Source organism: Tenacibaculum piscium (assembly GCF_021390715.1).
In the GTDB taxonomy this organism is placed as follows: domain Bacteria; phylum Bacteroidota; class Bacteroidia; order Flavobacteriales; family Flavobacteriaceae; genus Polaribacter; species Polaribacter piscius.
The window spans coordinates 133,777-147,784 of sequence record NZ_JAJGWT010000005.1 but is presented as its reverse complement, the minus strand read 5'-3'; the positions used below and the strand labels follow the sequence as shown (position 1 = coordinate 147,784).

14 protein-coding genes are annotated in these 14,008 nt (G+C 31.1%); 3 read left to right on the top strand and 11 right to left on the bottom strand.

Annotated features, from left to right (window positions below; translation table 11 throughout):
* Positions 1 to 233: 233 nt before the first annotated feature.
* Genes L0U77_RS06995 through L0U77_RS06985 form a run of 3 tightly spaced genes read right to left on the bottom strand, consistent with a single transcriptional unit; the run spans position 234 to position 3,244 of the window.
* Positions 234 to 2,075 (bottom strand): DUF885 domain-containing protein, encoded by a 1,842-nt coding sequence (locus tag L0U77_RS06995; RefSeq protein ID WP_233900935.1) that lies wholly within the window; start codon positions 2,073 to 2,075, stop codon positions 234 to 236.
* Between the two features lie 58 nt (positions 2,076 to 2,133).
* Positions 2,134 to 2,883, bottom strand: a complete 750-nt coding sequence (locus L0U77_RS06990) for a phospholipase D-like domain-containing protein (protein WP_233900366.1) — start codon at positions 2,881 to 2,883, stop codon at positions 2,134 to 2,136.
* 19 nt (positions 2,884 to 2,902) lie between these two features.
* Entirely contained in the window at positions 2,903 to 3,244 is a 342-nt protein-coding gene (locus tag L0U77_RS06985; RefSeq protein WP_233900934.1) for a tRNA-binding protein, read from the bottom strand.
* A gap of 213 nt (positions 3,245 to 3,457) precedes the next feature.
* Here L0U77_RS06985 and cysS point away from each other — a divergent pair, with 213 nt between their 5' ends.
* From cysS to lgt, 3 genes are read left to right on the top strand one after another with little or no spacing between them, the layout of a single operon-like run.
* Positions 3,458 to 4,939 carry a cysteine--tRNA ligase gene (gene cysS / locus L0U77_RS06980; protein ID WP_101917528.1) on the top strand — a complete coding sequence of 494 codons (1,482 nt, stop codon included), beginning with the start codon at positions 3,458 to 3,460 and terminating at the stop codon, positions 4,937 to 4,939.
* 30 nt (positions 4,940 to 4,969) lie between these two features.
* Positions 4,970 to 5,221, top strand: a complete 252-nt coding sequence (gene yidD / locus L0U77_RS06975; RefSeq protein WP_193706616.1) for a membrane protein insertion efficiency factor YidD — start codon at positions 4,970 to 4,972, stop codon at positions 5,219 to 5,221.
* 38 nt (positions 5,222 to 5,259) lie between these two features.
* Entirely contained in the window at positions 5,260 to 6,087 is an 828-nt protein-coding gene (gene lgt / locus L0U77_RS06970; protein WP_233900933.1) for a prolipoprotein diacylglyceryl transferase, read from the top strand.
* A 112-nt stretch (positions 6,088 to 6,199) separates the two neighbouring features.
* On the opposite strand, the gene L0U77_RS06965 is transcribed toward lgt, so the two are convergent.
* From L0U77_RS06965 to L0U77_RS06930, 8 genes are all read right to left on the bottom strand, one after another.
* Entirely contained in the window at positions 6,200 to 7,360 is a 1,161-nt protein-coding gene (locus tag L0U77_RS06965) for an ABC transporter permease (RefSeq protein ID WP_233900932.1), read from the bottom strand.
* A 4-nt stretch (positions 7,361 to 7,364) separates the two neighbouring features.
* Positions 7,365 to 8,348: an HlyD family secretion protein gene (locus tag L0U77_RS06960; RefSeq protein ID WP_233900931.1), complete on the bottom strand. Its 984-nt coding sequence runs from the start codon at positions 8,346 to 8,348 to the stop codon at positions 7,365 to 7,367.
* Positions 8,349 to 8,361: 13 nt separating this feature from the next.
* The gene (locus L0U77_RS06955) at positions 8,362 to 9,777 is read right to left on the bottom strand and encodes a TolC family protein (RefSeq protein ID WP_233900930.1); all 1,416 of its coding nucleotides are present in this window, start codon (positions 9,775 to 9,777) and stop codon (positions 8,362 to 8,364) included.
* 190 nt (positions 9,778 to 9,967) lie between these two features.
* Positions 9,968 to 10,894 (bottom strand): prolyl aminopeptidase, encoded by a 927-nt coding sequence (gene pip / locus L0U77_RS06950; RefSeq protein WP_233900929.1) that lies wholly within the window; start codon positions 10,892 to 10,894, stop codon positions 9,968 to 9,970.
* A 116-nt stretch (positions 10,895 to 11,010) separates the two neighbouring features.
* On the bottom strand, positions 11,011 to 12,351 hold the full coding sequence (locus tag L0U77_RS06945) for a DUF3570 domain-containing protein (RefSeq protein ID WP_233900928.1): 1,341 nt from the start codon (positions 12,349 to 12,351) through the stop codon (positions 11,011 to 11,013).
* A gap of 14 nt (positions 12,352 to 12,365) precedes the next feature.
* Positions 12,366 to 12,587 (bottom strand): DUF4266 domain-containing protein, encoded by a 222-nt coding sequence (locus L0U77_RS06940; RefSeq protein ID WP_233885128.1) that lies wholly within the window; start codon positions 12,585 to 12,587, stop codon positions 12,366 to 12,368.
* On the bottom strand, positions 12,584 to 13,564 hold the full coding sequence (locus tag L0U77_RS06935) for an FAD:protein FMN transferase (RefSeq protein ID WP_420895225.1): 981 nt from the start codon (positions 13,562 to 13,564) through the stop codon (positions 12,584 to 12,586). The genes L0U77_RS06940 and L0U77_RS06935 overlap by 4 nt, the downstream gene beginning before the upstream one ends.
* A 1-nt stretch (position 13,565) precedes the next feature.
* Positions 13,566 to 14,006, bottom strand: coding sequence for a thioredoxin family protein (locus tag L0U77_RS06930; RefSeq protein WP_233885130.1), 441 nt, complete (start codon positions 14,004 to 14,006; stop codon positions 13,566 to 13,568).
* Positions 14,007 to 14,008: the final 2 nt, after the last annotated feature.

The following is a 14,008-nucleotide window of genomic DNA, read 5'->3' as shown; positions in this document are numbered from 1 at the left end:
AATCTATTAAAATAAACTTTTTAAAGAAATAAAAAAAACAAAAAATGAATAAATAGTGAAAAATGAAATTTAGTAAATAAGCTTAGCCCCGATTGAAGCAATTGTTTGAGCTCCTTTTTTTTGATTTTTCTTCAAAAAAAAAAGCGAGTGCGGAAAGCGGGAAATAGCTCCAAAAAAAAAATCTCCTCAATTTCAGAAGAGATTTTTATAATAGTTCTACTATTTTGATTTTTTTATTTACTGGCAATAATCCATTTGTTGATTTTATCTTCCAACAACGCCAACGGAATACAACCCGTTTCTAAAATTTGATGGTGAAATTCACGAATATCAAATTTATTTCCTAATTCTTTTTTCGCTTTTGCTCTTAATTCGCTAATTTTTAACTGACCAATTTTATACGATAACGCTTGTCCTGGATTCGCCATATAACGCTCAATTTCTGAAATAATACTCACTTCAGATTCCGCTTCATTATCCAACGAATATTGAATGGCTTTCTCACGACTCCAACCTTTGGTGTGAATTCCTGTATCAACAACCAAACGAATTGCTCGGTGCATTTCCATACCCAACATTCCAAAATATTGATAAGGGTCGCTATATAAACCCAATTCTTTTCCTAAATTTTCCGTGTATAACGCCCAACCTTCGCCATAAGCACTGTACCATAAGGTTTTTCTGAAATCTGGTAAATCATCATTTTCTTGCGTTAATGAAACCTGATAATGATGCCCTGGAATGGCTTCGTGCAAAAATAATGCTTCGTCCATAAATACATTGTATTTTGTAGCATCAGGAATTGGTACGTAAAAAACACCTGGACGTGTGCCGTCCAATGAACCCGCATTATATTCGGCACTTGCCGATGCTTCTCTGAATTTTTCGGTTTGCATAACCGTAAAAGGTGTTTTGGGTTTGTTCCCAAATAATTTGGCTAATTGCGGTTTCATTTTAGCATGAATCGCATTAAAATTATCAATAATTTGTTTCGGCGTTTTGTAAGGCATTAATTTTTTATTATCACGAACATCATTGAAAAAATCTTTTAAACTTCCTGTAAAACCGACTTCCTTTTTTACTTTTTCCATTTCTGATGAAATACGTGCCACTTCACGGAATCCTAATTCATGAATTTTATCAGCAGTCATTTCGGTAGTCGTGTAATTTTTAATGGCGTGTGCATAATATGATTTTCCATTTGGAATCGCATCAATTCCGCTGGTTTTTCTACCAGATTTTAAATAATCTGTTTTTAAGAAAGTGTACATTTTTTTAAAAACAGGAATTAATTTAGCTTCTAAAATTTTCGTGTAATCTTGGGCTAGTATTTTTTTATCAGCATCTGAAAAAGTATTTGGTATATTTTTTATCGGCGTATAAAACAAGTGATTTTTGATATTACTTTCTGCCAATGATTGGAATTGTGGAATTATTTTTAAAATTAAAGATTTTGGCAACACATAGTTTTCCGCAATTCCTTGACGCATATTTTTCATCGCATTTTCTAACCAAATATGATATCCGTTTAATCTTTTTAGCCAATTTTGATAATCTTTTACGGTTTCAAAAGGTTGTGAACCGCTACCACTTGCAAAAGTTCCCATCGTTAAATTGATCGTCCACATTTGGTTTATCGGCATTAAAATATCATTCTTAAAACTGTTTTGTGCTAGTGCCATATCGCAATCCCACACTAAAACGGCTTTGCTCATTTGCTCACTTTCGCTTAAATCCGATTCCTTAAAAGCAAGTATTTTTGCTTTAAAATCAGTATAAAAAGCGTTGTTTTTTTGCTGATACGCTTTTGATAAACTATTTGGAAATTTATCATTAAAGCGATTATCACCAGCATTGGTGGCGTTAATCGGGTTTAAGTTGAATTTCCCTTGGTTATAATCTTCTAAAACTTTCGTAAATGCGGTGTTTTTTAACGCAGTTCTTTTCTCTTGATTTTCTTGTGTTTTTTGCTGATTTTCTTGTTTATTTTCTTCTTTTTTACAAGAAGTAAAAAGCGTGGCGATCGCAATTAAGCTGATGGATAAAAATAATTTTGTCGTGTTTAATTTTGTCATTTTTTTTTGTTTTATGTATGTTTTTTATTTTTTTTAGTTTTTATATTTTTTCTAAAATTTATTTTTTAGTAGTTTCATACAGTTCGGCTCCCCAAAGTTGAATGTCTTTTTCATGCAAATCCGAATGATTAAATAATTGATAAAACTCTTTTTTAATTTCTCGAATTGCTTTAGAATCTTCAGTTCTGATACTTGTTTCGTAGTTATTTTTAAAACCACTTACCGTAAAATTTAACGAACCTAAATACGCAATTTTATCATCAATAATATAAATTTTACTATGAATAAATGAATCGCTTAATTTTGATTTGTAAGGCGACATATATACTTTAAAAGGAAAAAGTTGCGAATATTTATACCTGTTTTTCTGTTTCTTTTTAGCTTTTTTTCTAACAGAAATATAACTGATAAGTAAGATGATTATAGGGATAAATCCAACAGCAATTCTTACATCTTCGGTTTGATAAAAAGCATATAGCATCGTAGCTACAACTCCAAGAATACTAAATAATATGATTTGTGAAAAAGCCTGCCATTTTTTAGGAATGTTGTTTTTATTTTTATGTTGAATGATTAATTGATGAATATTTTTGTCTGCATCTCCTTTAAAATCTTCAATAGTATCGGATGTAATTAATTCGATACTTAATTTTCTATTTTTTAATTTGATGAGTTCTCGAACCAAAGAAGCAGATAAATAAGGTGATACAATTTTTACTGATTTTTTGGCTTTGTAAATATCACTAAGTAAGTTTTTTCCAGCACTTTTACCTATGTGAATATCACACGTTGCTTTGTTGATAAACATTTTTTATGTTGTTGTAATTTTATCCGATTCGTGTTCCATTTTTCATTTTTTTATCCGCAGAAATTAAAGAAATTTCGTAGCTATCACCAATGGCACCTAATACTAAACATTCGCTCATCATGTTGGCGATTTGTTTTTTAGGAAAGTTGATGACCGCTATAATTTGATTTCCGATTAATTCCTCTGGCGTATATAATTTGGTGATTTGTGCCGATGTTTTTTTAATGCCAAATTCACCGAAATCAATTTGCATTTTGTACGCAGGATTTTTCACTTCTTTAAAAATTTCGGCACTCATAATCGTTCCGATACGCATTTCTATTTTGATAAAATCTTGCCAAGTTAAGGTATTATTTTGCATTTATATTGTTTTTGAATCCCTGTTTAAAATCTGAAAAAACAGAAAAGTAAATTTAGAACTAAAATAGGTTTCAAAAGGCAAGGAATCAAAAAAATAATTAACGATTATCTTGTTTTTATTTAACATAAAATTCACTAAAATTCCAATTCATTATTTTTTATAAAATACCTATCTTTTACTTATCTTTAGCACCTATTAATAGTCATTTTTCGTATGAAATTATATCAAGAAAATCAGTTAAAAGTATACAATTCTTTATCAAAAAGTAAAGAGCTTTTTAAACCTGTAAACGACGGATACGTAGGTATGTACGTCTGCGGACCAACCGTGTATAGCAATGCTCATTTAGGAAACGTACGAACGTTTATGTTTTTTGATGTGGTGTATCGTTATTTATTGCATTTGGGGTATAAAGTGCGTTATGTGCGTAATATTACCGATGCAGGGCATTTAGAAAACGATGCCGATGAGGGCGAAGATAGAATTTCTAAAAAAGCACGTTTAGAAAAAATTGAACCGATGGAAGTGGTACAAAAGTACACGGTTGATTTTCATGATGTTTTAAAAAACTACAATTTTTTACCACCAAGTATCGAACCAACGGCAACAGGACATATTGTCGAGCAAATCGAAATGATTAAAGAAATCATCGAAAAAGGTTTTGCCTATCAAGTAAATGGTTCGGTATATTTTGATGTGTTAAAATATAATGAAACGGGTAATTACGGAATCCTTTCAGGACGAAAAATTGAAGATGCCATTCATAATACTCGAACTTTAGATGGACAATCGGATAAGAAAAACCCACAAGATTTTGCACTTTGGAAAAAAGCTGATGAACGTCATATTATGCGTTGGCCTTCGCCTTGGAGCGATGGTTTTCCAGGTTGGCATCTAGAATGTTCAGTAATGAGTACGAAATATTTAGGTGAAAAATTTGATATTCACGGTGGTGGAATGGATTTAAAATTTCCGCATCACGAATGTGAAATTGCACAATCGCAAACCTGTAGCGGTGTTTCGCCTGTAAATTATTGGATGCATACCAATATGTTGTTGTTAAATAGTCAGAAAATGGCAAAATCAACAGGGAATTTTATTTTACCAAATGAAATTTTAACAGGAGAAAATGACATTTTACCAAAAGCTTTTTCAGCAAGTGTCGTTCGTTTTTTTAATATGCAAGCCAATTATAGAAGCATTTTAGATTTTTCAGGAGAAGCCTTAGAAGCATCAGAAAAAGGACATTCAAAATTAATGGAAGCAGTAAACTTCTTAGAAAAAATTGAAGCAGGAAATACGTCTACTTTTGATGTTCAGAAATGGAAAAAAGACTGTTATAACGCCATGAATGACGATTTTAATACGCCTGTATTAATTTCTCATTTATTTGAAGCTGTAAAAACAATCAATCAAATAAAAGAAAATACCGCAAGTTTAACCCAAACAGATTTATCAGAATTTACAACAACTCTAAACGCTTTTGTTTTTGATGTTTTAGGATTGATGAATCAAGCAATTCAAGGAAATTCTTCGGATAAAGTAAATGGTGTTGTTGAATTATTAATCAAGCTACGAAAAGAAGCACGTGAAAATAAAGATTGGACATTATCTGACCAAATTCGTGATGAATTGTTAGCTTTAGGCGTTCAATTAAAAGATGGAAAAGACGGAACAAGTTTTTCTATCAATTAAGAAAATAGCCATTAAAAAGAAGATAAAAACTTGAAGAAAATTTTAGCTTATCCGTTTATCTTATTGGTGCGATTTTATCAAACAGCAATTTCACCATTTACACCCGCAAGCTGTCGATATTCTCCAACGTGTTCTAGTTACACCATAGAAGCATTGCAGAAACATGGATTATTTAGCGGCGGTTGGTTAGCCTTGAAAAGAATTTTTAGCTGTCATCCGTGGGGTGGAAGCGGGTATGATCCAGTGCCTGAAAAGCCTGTGTCAAAAAAAGAAAATAAATAATAGTCGTTTTAATGTAATGACATAAAATAAAATAATACATGAATTTTTTATCCATCGTATGGGATTTAGACCCTGAAATTATAAAAATAGGAAGCTTCGGTATTCGTTGGTACAGCTTAATGTTTGTTACCGTATTTGTATTAGGACTTCATTTAATGAAGAAAATTTTTATAAACGATAATATTCCTGCGGAAAAATTAGATCCATTATTTATGTACGTATTCGTTTCTATGTTGGTGGGAATGCGTTTAGGAGATGTTTTCTTTTATAGTTGGGATTATTATCAAAACCATTTATTAGAAATCATTTTACCAATGAAACAACTAGCTGATGGTTCTTGGAAATTCACAGGTTTTACAGGTTTTGCAAGTCATGGAGCAGCCATTGGTATTCCGATTGCCTTGTATTTTTACGCTAAAAAACACTTGCAAAAATCGTGGTTATTTATTTTAGATAGAGTAGCCGTTTTGGTTGCTTTGGCAGGTTTTTTTATCCGATTAGGAAACTTTTTTAATTCTGAAATCTACGGAAAACCAACAGGAAGTAGTTTTGGTGTCATTTTTAAAAGAGCAGGAGAAACTGTGGCGTGTCATCCAACGCAATTATATGAAGCGTTTAGTTATTTAGCGTTGTTTTTTGCTTTGTGGCATTTTTATTGGAAAACAGATAAAAAGAAGCAATCAGGATTTTTATTTGGATTGTTTATGGTCGTTTTATGGTCATTGCGATTCTTTATTGAATTTTTGAAAAAAGCACAAGTTGATAGCAGAGAAGATTGGGTTTTCAATTCTTTAAACACAGGGCAAGTATTAAGTATTCCACTTGTTTTAATCGGTTTTTGGTTGATGTTTAGAAAATCAAAATAAGCAATTTTATAAAAAATAAAAACCTCCAAGTTGCTGTAAATTACAGCTTGGAGGTTTTTTTATGGTAGTGTTTTAATTTTGAAGATATTTAAGCATCTAAATTATCTAAAACCTATTTTTGTTTTTTAGTGTGCGAAAATATTTTATACTGAAGCAATGCCATCATTAGAAAAAAAGCAACAAAATTTATCAGTAATAACATTGAAATTTCAGGCTTAATAGAGGCTAGGTTTCCTCCGTAAAAGGCAACTTTTCGAAAGCCACTCAAAAATTGAGTAAGTGGAATATATTGTGCAATATTTGAAATCGCATTTGGTATCGCCATCGTTGGCCAAGTAAAACCACTAAGAACAAAGGCGGGCGTTGAAATAACCATTAATAATTCGGTCGCTTTTAATTGATTTTGAAAAGCAATAGAAAACAACATTCCAATACTCATTGATGATAAAGTAACCAAAAAAGTTAAAACTAACATCGGAAAACTATAAATTTCTGCATCAATATTAAAATACGGAATAAAGAAGCTAACGACCGTCCACATAATAGGAATCATCAGAAAAAAAGGCGTAGATTTAAGGACAATATGATACAAAGACCACTTACTTTCTTTCACTAAATTTGAAAAATAACCATCTTCAAAATCTCTAGCAAAAACCAAAGCCATTGCCAAAAATATAATTTGTTGCATAATCCCAGCAAGCAATCCTGGAAGCATAAACGTTACATAATTTCCTGTTGAATTATATAATTTGTTGAAATTTATTTTAAAACTTTCGTAAGCGTTTATAGCTTGTTCAGGATGTAATCCTTGTTTTTTAAGTCCTTCAATTTCAATTCCTGCATTTACAGTCATTAGTACCGATTGAATATTTTTACTAGCCGTATTAGCGTTTAAAATATTTGCCATATTCAAATCTACACGTACTTCAGGATGTCGTTTTTGTAAAACATCTGCCTCAAAATCTGTAGGAAATGTAATAACAGCTACATATTGTTCGGTTGGCATTTCTGCTTTAATATTGCCAGGCGTATATCTTATATCTTTAATTTTTAAGCCTTCGTTGTCATTAAAAGCATCAATGATTTTATCAGTTGTTGGACTGTTATCCTGATCTATAATGACAATCGGCAGGTTTATTACTTTTGCTTGCTGATACACAAAACCAAATAATACTCCATATAAAATAGGCGCTCCAAAGAAAATAGCAAGTAATACGTTGTTCGAAAAGATACGTGAAAATTCTATCCGAAGTAATTTTATAAATTTTTTCATGCGGTTATTCTTTAATTAAAACAGTGGCATTTAGATAGAATATTTGCTCGTTATTTTCACCTGTTTTTTCGATATTTTTATCTAAAGGAATTATTTTTAACTCATAAATAGCTTCTGATAATTCATACAAAGGAGCGGTACTGGTAATATCAGCATATTTAGCAAGCTGTTTTATGGCGATAATTTTACCTTGAATTTCTTCTTTGGTGTACGGGTTTATAAGCGTAATTGGCGCACCTGTTTTAAAGTTATATACTTTTGATTCTGGCACGGTAAAACGAAAATATACACTGCTTTTTTTATAGCCATTAAATAAAGTGTAACCAGGCGAAAGTAGTTCGCCTGGCTTTAAGCTAATTGTTTCTATTGACATATCGGTAGGCGCAATAATGTATTTTTCGTTCGCTGCCGAAAGCACTTCTTGCTTGGCACCGATAGCACGGTCTAGTTGTCCTTTTGCCTGATCTATTTGCTCGGTTCTGGCACCATTTTTAGCTTCATTTCGTTTTGCTTCTATGGCAGTTACTTGTGCTTTTGCCATGTTTAATTTCATTTTTACTTCATCAAATTGTTGCTGGCTTATTAATGAATCTTGATACATTGCACGCATTCTATTGAAAGATTCTTGCGCAAATTCTAACTGTGCTTTTCCTGCGTTTAATTTTCCATCAATTTGAATTAATTGGTCTTTTGTGGCACCATTAAAAGCCATTTTTAATTGTCCTTTAGCAGCTTTTATAGCACCGTTTACTTGCGTCATTTTTGCATTTACTTCAGGAATATTAATAAAAGCTAAGGTATCTCCTTTTTTCACATCTTGTCCTTCGGTTACATATATGTTGCCAATTCGCCCTGCTATTTTACTACTAATAGACATGGTTTCAAACTTCACTTTTCCTTTATATGGAGTAATTGTTTGCTTGTTGGTGCATGAATTAAGTGATATTAATGCCGTGGCTCCAATAAAAATAGTTTTAAATAAATTCATTTTTTTTTGAGTATTAATTATAAAAAGAAGTAAGAATTCCTTTTGCGTGTAACAGGTTTGTAATGGCTCTTCGTTGCTTAAAATAAGATTCTTGTAATTTAAAATTTGCTTTTTCTAAATCGGTTAAGGCATCTAGGACATCATTTATTGGGGCTAAATTGTTTTTATATTGTGTATTTATCATATTATAAGTGGCGTTTGTCAAATCAATTTCTTTTTCACTTATTGTAATATTTTGAACGGAAGATTCATAATCGAGTGTTGCTTTTACAAGGCTTAAAGCAATCATTTCTTGCGCCTGTTTGCGTTGCTCTTTATATTTTAGGTTTTCAATAAGTGCTTTTTTACTGTTTAAAGTTGTTTTAAAACCATCAAAAGCGTTCCATTTTACGCCAACGCCTACATACCATTTCGGGTCTAATAATGATAAATCATCTTCTAAAAATTCATAATGTCCTTTTAGGGCTATTTTAGGAATGAAATTATTTTTTTCCATTTTAGCTTTATAAAGTGTTGCTTTTTCAGCTTCTTTTAAGGCTTTTATTTCATTACGTATTTCATTCGGAGTATCATTTGTATTTTTAAAGTTATTTTCTAATAAATTTTGATTAAAAGTTAGTGGAAATAATTGTGGATTTATCAATTTTAAATGGCTTATTTTTTCGCCAGTAAGCTGTTCTAAAACTGCTATTAATAAGGTTTTATTTTGATTAAAAGCTAACTTTTTAGAAGCTAATTGTTGCTGTGCTACTTCAATTTTTTTACGACTGATAGGCGTTGCTAAGCCATTTTCAATCGCTTTTTTCACAAAATGTTCTTGTTCGTTTAAGTATTTTTCAGAAATGGCTAGTACTTTTTTAGAAGCATAGACCAAGGCTAATTGATCGTAAGTTTCTATAATTTTTAAGGCGATTTTATCTTTTTCTGCAATTCCCAAATAAGTTAAAGAAGCCTCTTTGTGCTTGCTTGCTTTTAAGGCGTTGCTTGCTTGAAATCCGCTAAATAATACCCAATCAACATCAACTGCCGCTTTTAAAAGGTTTTTATTTTGAAGAACAGGCACGGCTGTTAAAGGAATATTATTTGGAAGTGGCGTATTAAAAGGAACACCAATAGCCTCTTTAATTAATAGTTTTTGCGAACCCATTAAAAGATTTTGGGTAGCACTATCAAAGGAAATATCATCATTTAAATGGGTAAAACTCCCATTAAAAGTCAGGTTAGGTAAAAAAACCGCTTTCGCTAATTGTTGGTTTATTTTTGTTTTTTTTATCTCTAAATTATGAATAGCAATAGGATGACTTTTATCCAAACCTTTATTGATAAGTTCTTTTAAAACAGGGTTTAGCTGTTGAGCAAAACTCATAAACGGATAAAAGCCTACCAAGGCGAGTAAGAAAATAGTTGTTTTTGATATTTTTATTTGCATTGCAAAGGTTTTAAAAGTGCAATGCAAATATCTTAATAATAAAAGGAAATTCTTTTGACTTTGGTTAAAATTTGGTCAAAATAACAGCAATAAAATAACGATACTATTTTAACTGCAAAAAGTTAAAAATCAGGTATTTTAAAGCTTGTTTTTTGTGATTTATTTACAGAAATAGGTATGAAAAATGATTTTAAGAAGTAATTTTTTTTAATTCTGAAATTAACGCAATTTTATTTTGTTCATCCGAAGAAGAATGTCCTGCATTTTCAATATTTAATGTTGCATTATTTAAACTTTCATGCAATCTAAAAGCTTGAATTGGCGTACAAATAAAATCATAACGTCCGTGAACAATTGCCGTTTTTATATCTTTAATTTTATCAATATTATTCATGATAAAATCTTCGGAAATAAAACAATTATTTTTAATATAATGCGCTTCTAAAATCGCCATTGATTTATACGAAAAGGTTTTTAAAACTTCTTCGGTATCGGTAATTTTGTTAATTGTATAAAAAGACATTTCATAAAAAGCCCATTCATACGCATATTTATTGCTGATTTCTTCATCATCGCAAGTCATCATTTTTAAATAATAATCCACAGGGTTTTCACCTTTAGGAACTAATTTATTAAAACGATTCCAAACATCAGGGAAAAATTCTTTAATTCCACCGCCAATATAATGGTCAAAAGCGTATTTATTTGCCAACCAAATTCCTCGAATAATCAATCCTAAAACACGCTCTGGATGATGAATTGCATACACTAGCGAAAGCGTGCTTCCCCAAGAACCGCCAAAAACATAGACTTTTTCGAAATTTACATAATCCAATAAGGCATTAATATCTTCCAAAAGAAGTTGGGTTGTATTATTTTCAATGCTTCCAAAAGGCTTACTTTTTGAAGTTCCTCGCTGGTCGAAAAACAGCACATTATATCTTTCTGGGTCAAAAAATTGCTTGTCTTTTTCTCCAAAACCTGCTCCAGGACCACCGTGTAAAAAAATCACAGGAATCCCTTTTGGATTTCCATATAATTCAAAATAAAGTTCGTGTCCGTGAGAAACAGGGAAATATCCTGTTTTATAAGATGCTATGTTTTTTTCTGATGTCATAATATATGTTACTTGAAAGTTTGCGTTTAAAAAGATAAAGATACGGGTTTTCTTATTTTTACGAGCTTTTTTATATTTCTTCTAAAATAAGAATCACGTTGTAAGTAACAAGAGTTTTAATCCAAAATAAATTTAAAACCTGCAGTTATAATACTCGAATTAAAATCGGTATCTCTATCATATTGATAAAATTTTAAATCAATACTTTTTAACCCTAATTTCCAAATATGTGCTTTTGCAAAAATATCGGTATATGAAATTCCAAAGCCAATTTGACTTGATGTATATTCCGAAAGGTCATAATCAGAAGTGTAAAATTTATCCGTAGATAACGCTTGCTGATAAGGCTTAAAATACTCTGATGCCGTTTGTGTATAAAATCGGTATGACGGATATAAAGTGAATTTAGGCGCTATTTTAATTGGAATTTCAAGGCTCGCAGTGTGTGAAGAAATATCCCAATTATCAGAATAATACCGATAAAATGTTCTAAAAGTAATCATTTCATTAAGATACCAGTTTAAACGCCCTCCAATTGCGACTTTAAATCTTGAATCTGGTAACTGTTCAATAGCATCTGCAAGTTGAAAATCATCAATAAACGAGTCGGGTTTATCCTTGAAATAAACTCTTTGAAATGGCGTAGATAACAAACCTTGTTGCTGAATAAAATCAAGCAATAATGTTCCTTGTACGTTTTTGTGAAGTATTTGAGAAAGTCCAAATCCGAAGGAATATGAAGTACGTCCTTCATCTTCAAATTCCGTAAATAGAGGGCTGTAATTCGTGTTACCCGTAATGGTTTTTTGACTAAATAAAGGACTATTTAAACCATTTCCATTTTTCCCAAAAGACCTTATTTCTATTGGATAAATCGCTTTCCAAGTATCTACATAAATATTTCCATTGACACTAATTTCGGTATTTTTTTGATTTAAAAGTTTGGTATAACTACCGCCAATTCCAGTTGAAAAATAATCAAATTCTGATGAAATAGCAATTTTTGCAGACCAAACATCATTTCTATCGTCTGAACTATGCGTATAATTTCCTGTTAAATTAACCCAAGTATCACTTTTTGATGCTCCAGAAGAAGCTTGAAATGGCGTTGCAAATCCATCATCAAAAGGGTTAATATTACTTGAAGAAGCAGAAGTATATGCTGAAATTCCAGCATCAATAGTTAATATATCATCATCATTTAATGGAATAGAAACTACAAATGTACTTGTAATATCGGTTAATTTTTCTGAACCAAGACCGCCACTAACAGCGGCATTATCGCCTTTTTGGGAGTAGTAACTGGTTAAAAAATCAACTTCGGTCGTTTCTAAAACACGTTTTTTATAAACTTTGGAAACTTTAGAGTTTTTAGAACTTTTGGTTGAATTTGGTGCTGTTTGCGAATATAATTTCGCAAAAGCAAATACGAGTATTATTAAAATGCTATTTTTCAATGTTCTATTTTTTATTAATTACAGCCACAGCCACCACCAGTTTTTCCACCATTTGCACCTACGGAAGCCTCACGATATGAGTGCATTGTGGTTACATTACGGTCGCATTTTTTTGCGGATAAAACCATATCTGGGTCATTTATATTTATTTTTTCATATTCTTTTACTACAACGCAACTATAATTGCAGATTAATAATAATAATACGAAGTGAGTATATTTAAGGTTTTTAATCATAATGTATCAATTTTTATATTCTTTGATTTACTGATATTACCATTATTATCGATAATAATACATTCAATATTAGGCAATTGATTTATGCGATTAATGCCGACTTCTTTTCCCATTACAAAGACCGAAGTTGCAAGTGCATCCGCAAGTTCCGCTTTAGGCGCAAATACCGTTACGCTTATAATTCCCGAACAAGGATATCCAGTTCTTGGGTCAATAATATGTGTGTATCGTTTGCCGTTAATCGTACTATATTTCTCGTAATTTCCAGAAGTAACAACAGCGCTATTTTCAATAGGAAGCAACGCAAAAATTTTATTTTTATCTAAAGGATTTGTAATGCCAATTTTCCAAGCAACACCATCGGGTTGTTTTCCCCAAGCATTCATATCTCCAGAGGCATTGATAATTCCTGAAGAAACGCCTTTTGAAATAAGTAACATTTTTGCTTTATCGGCGGCATATCCTTTTCCAATAGCTCCAAAACCAATTTTCATTCCTTTTAATTTAAGAAATATTGTATTATTATTTTTATCTAAAATAATATTTTGATAACCAACTTTTTTTACAGAAAGATTAATTTCGTGTTCTAAAGGCATCTTTGTAACACTGCCGTCAAATTTCCAAATTTTATCCATCGAGGCATAGCTAATATCAAAAGCACCGTCCGTTAATTTTGAAATATAGATAGCTCTTTCAATTAAATTAAAAAGTTCTGCATCAATTTTAACGGGTTTAATTCCTGCGTATTTATTAATTAAAGACGTTTGTGAATTTACATTCCAAGATGAAATAAGTTTTTCTATTCTTGAAATTTCAGAAATTGCTAGGTTAATATTTTTCGTAGCTTCGGTAGCCTGATTGGCAACGACAGTAATTTCAAACCGACAGCCCATTAATTTGAGAGTACGTTTGTAGGATTTTTGAGCAGAACAAACTACGGAAAACAGTATTATAAATAGGTGGATAATTGTTTTCAAATTATTTTATAAACGTATTTAATTCTTTTAGATAATTCTCTGGGCTTATTTTTTTATAGCCTGTTTCGCCGAGTACTTTTCCTTTAGAATCTAACACAACAACAAAGGGTAAAATGCCATTTTTATTATATTTTTCAAATAATTTAGCATTTGAAGTCGCTTGTTTTTCAGATAAATTATTTCTTCTTTTTCGAGGAAAATCTACTTGTAGCATTACATAATTTTCTTTGGCATATTTTTTAAAAACATCGGTATTCCAAACTTGTTTATTTAATTTGATGCAAGGAATACACCAATCTGAGCCTTGAAAAACCAAAATTAATGTTTTATTTTCTTTAGTTGCAATTGCTTTTGATGTATTGAAATCAGTGTGCCATTCTTGTGCGATTATGCTACTTATATTTAGACTTATTAATACGAATAATATTATTATTTTGTTCATTT

Excerpts from the sequence above, each read along its gene's own strand:
- L0U77_RS06940 (WP_233885128.1), bottom strand. The coding sequence starts at position 12,587 with ATGATTAAAAACCTTAAATATACTCACTTCGTATTATTATTATTAATC.
- L0U77_RS06955 (WP_233900930.1), bottom strand. The coding sequence starts at position 9,777 with ATGCAAATAAAAATATCAAAAACAACTATTTTCTTACTCGCCTTGGTA.
- cysS (WP_101917528.1), top strand. The coding sequence starts at position 3,458 with ATGAAATTATATCAAGAAAATCAGTTAAAAGTATACAATTCTTTATCA.
- L0U77_RS06990 (WP_233900366.1), bottom strand. The coding sequence starts at position 2,883 with ATGTTTATCAACAAAGCAACGTGTGATATTCACATAGGTAAAAGTGCT.
- L0U77_RS06995 (WP_233900935.1), bottom strand. The coding sequence starts at position 2,075 with ATGACAAAATTAAACACGACAAAATTATTTTTATCCATCAGCTTAATT.
- L0U77_RS06965 (WP_233900932.1), bottom strand. The coding sequence starts at position 7,360 with ATGAAAAAATTTATAAAATTACTTCGGATAGAATTTTCACGTATCTTT.
- L0U77_RS06985 (WP_233900934.1), bottom strand. The coding sequence starts at position 3,244 with ATGCAAAATAATACCTTAACTTGGCAAGATTTTATCAAAATAGAAATG.
- L0U77_RS06960 (WP_233900931.1), bottom strand. The coding sequence starts at position 8,348 with ATGAATTTATTTAAAACTATTTTTATTGGAGCCACGGCATTAATATCA.
- L0U77_RS06930 (WP_233885130.1), bottom strand. The coding sequence starts at position 14,006 with ATGAACAAAATAATAATATTATTCGTATTAATAAGTCTAAATATAAGT.
- lgt (WP_233900933.1), top strand. The coding sequence starts at position 5,260 with ATGAATTTTTTATCCATCGTATGGGATTTAGACCCTGAAATTATAAAA.
- pip (WP_233900929.1), bottom strand. The coding sequence starts at position 10,894 with ATGACATCAGAAAAAAACATAGCATCTTATAAAACAGGATATTTCCCT.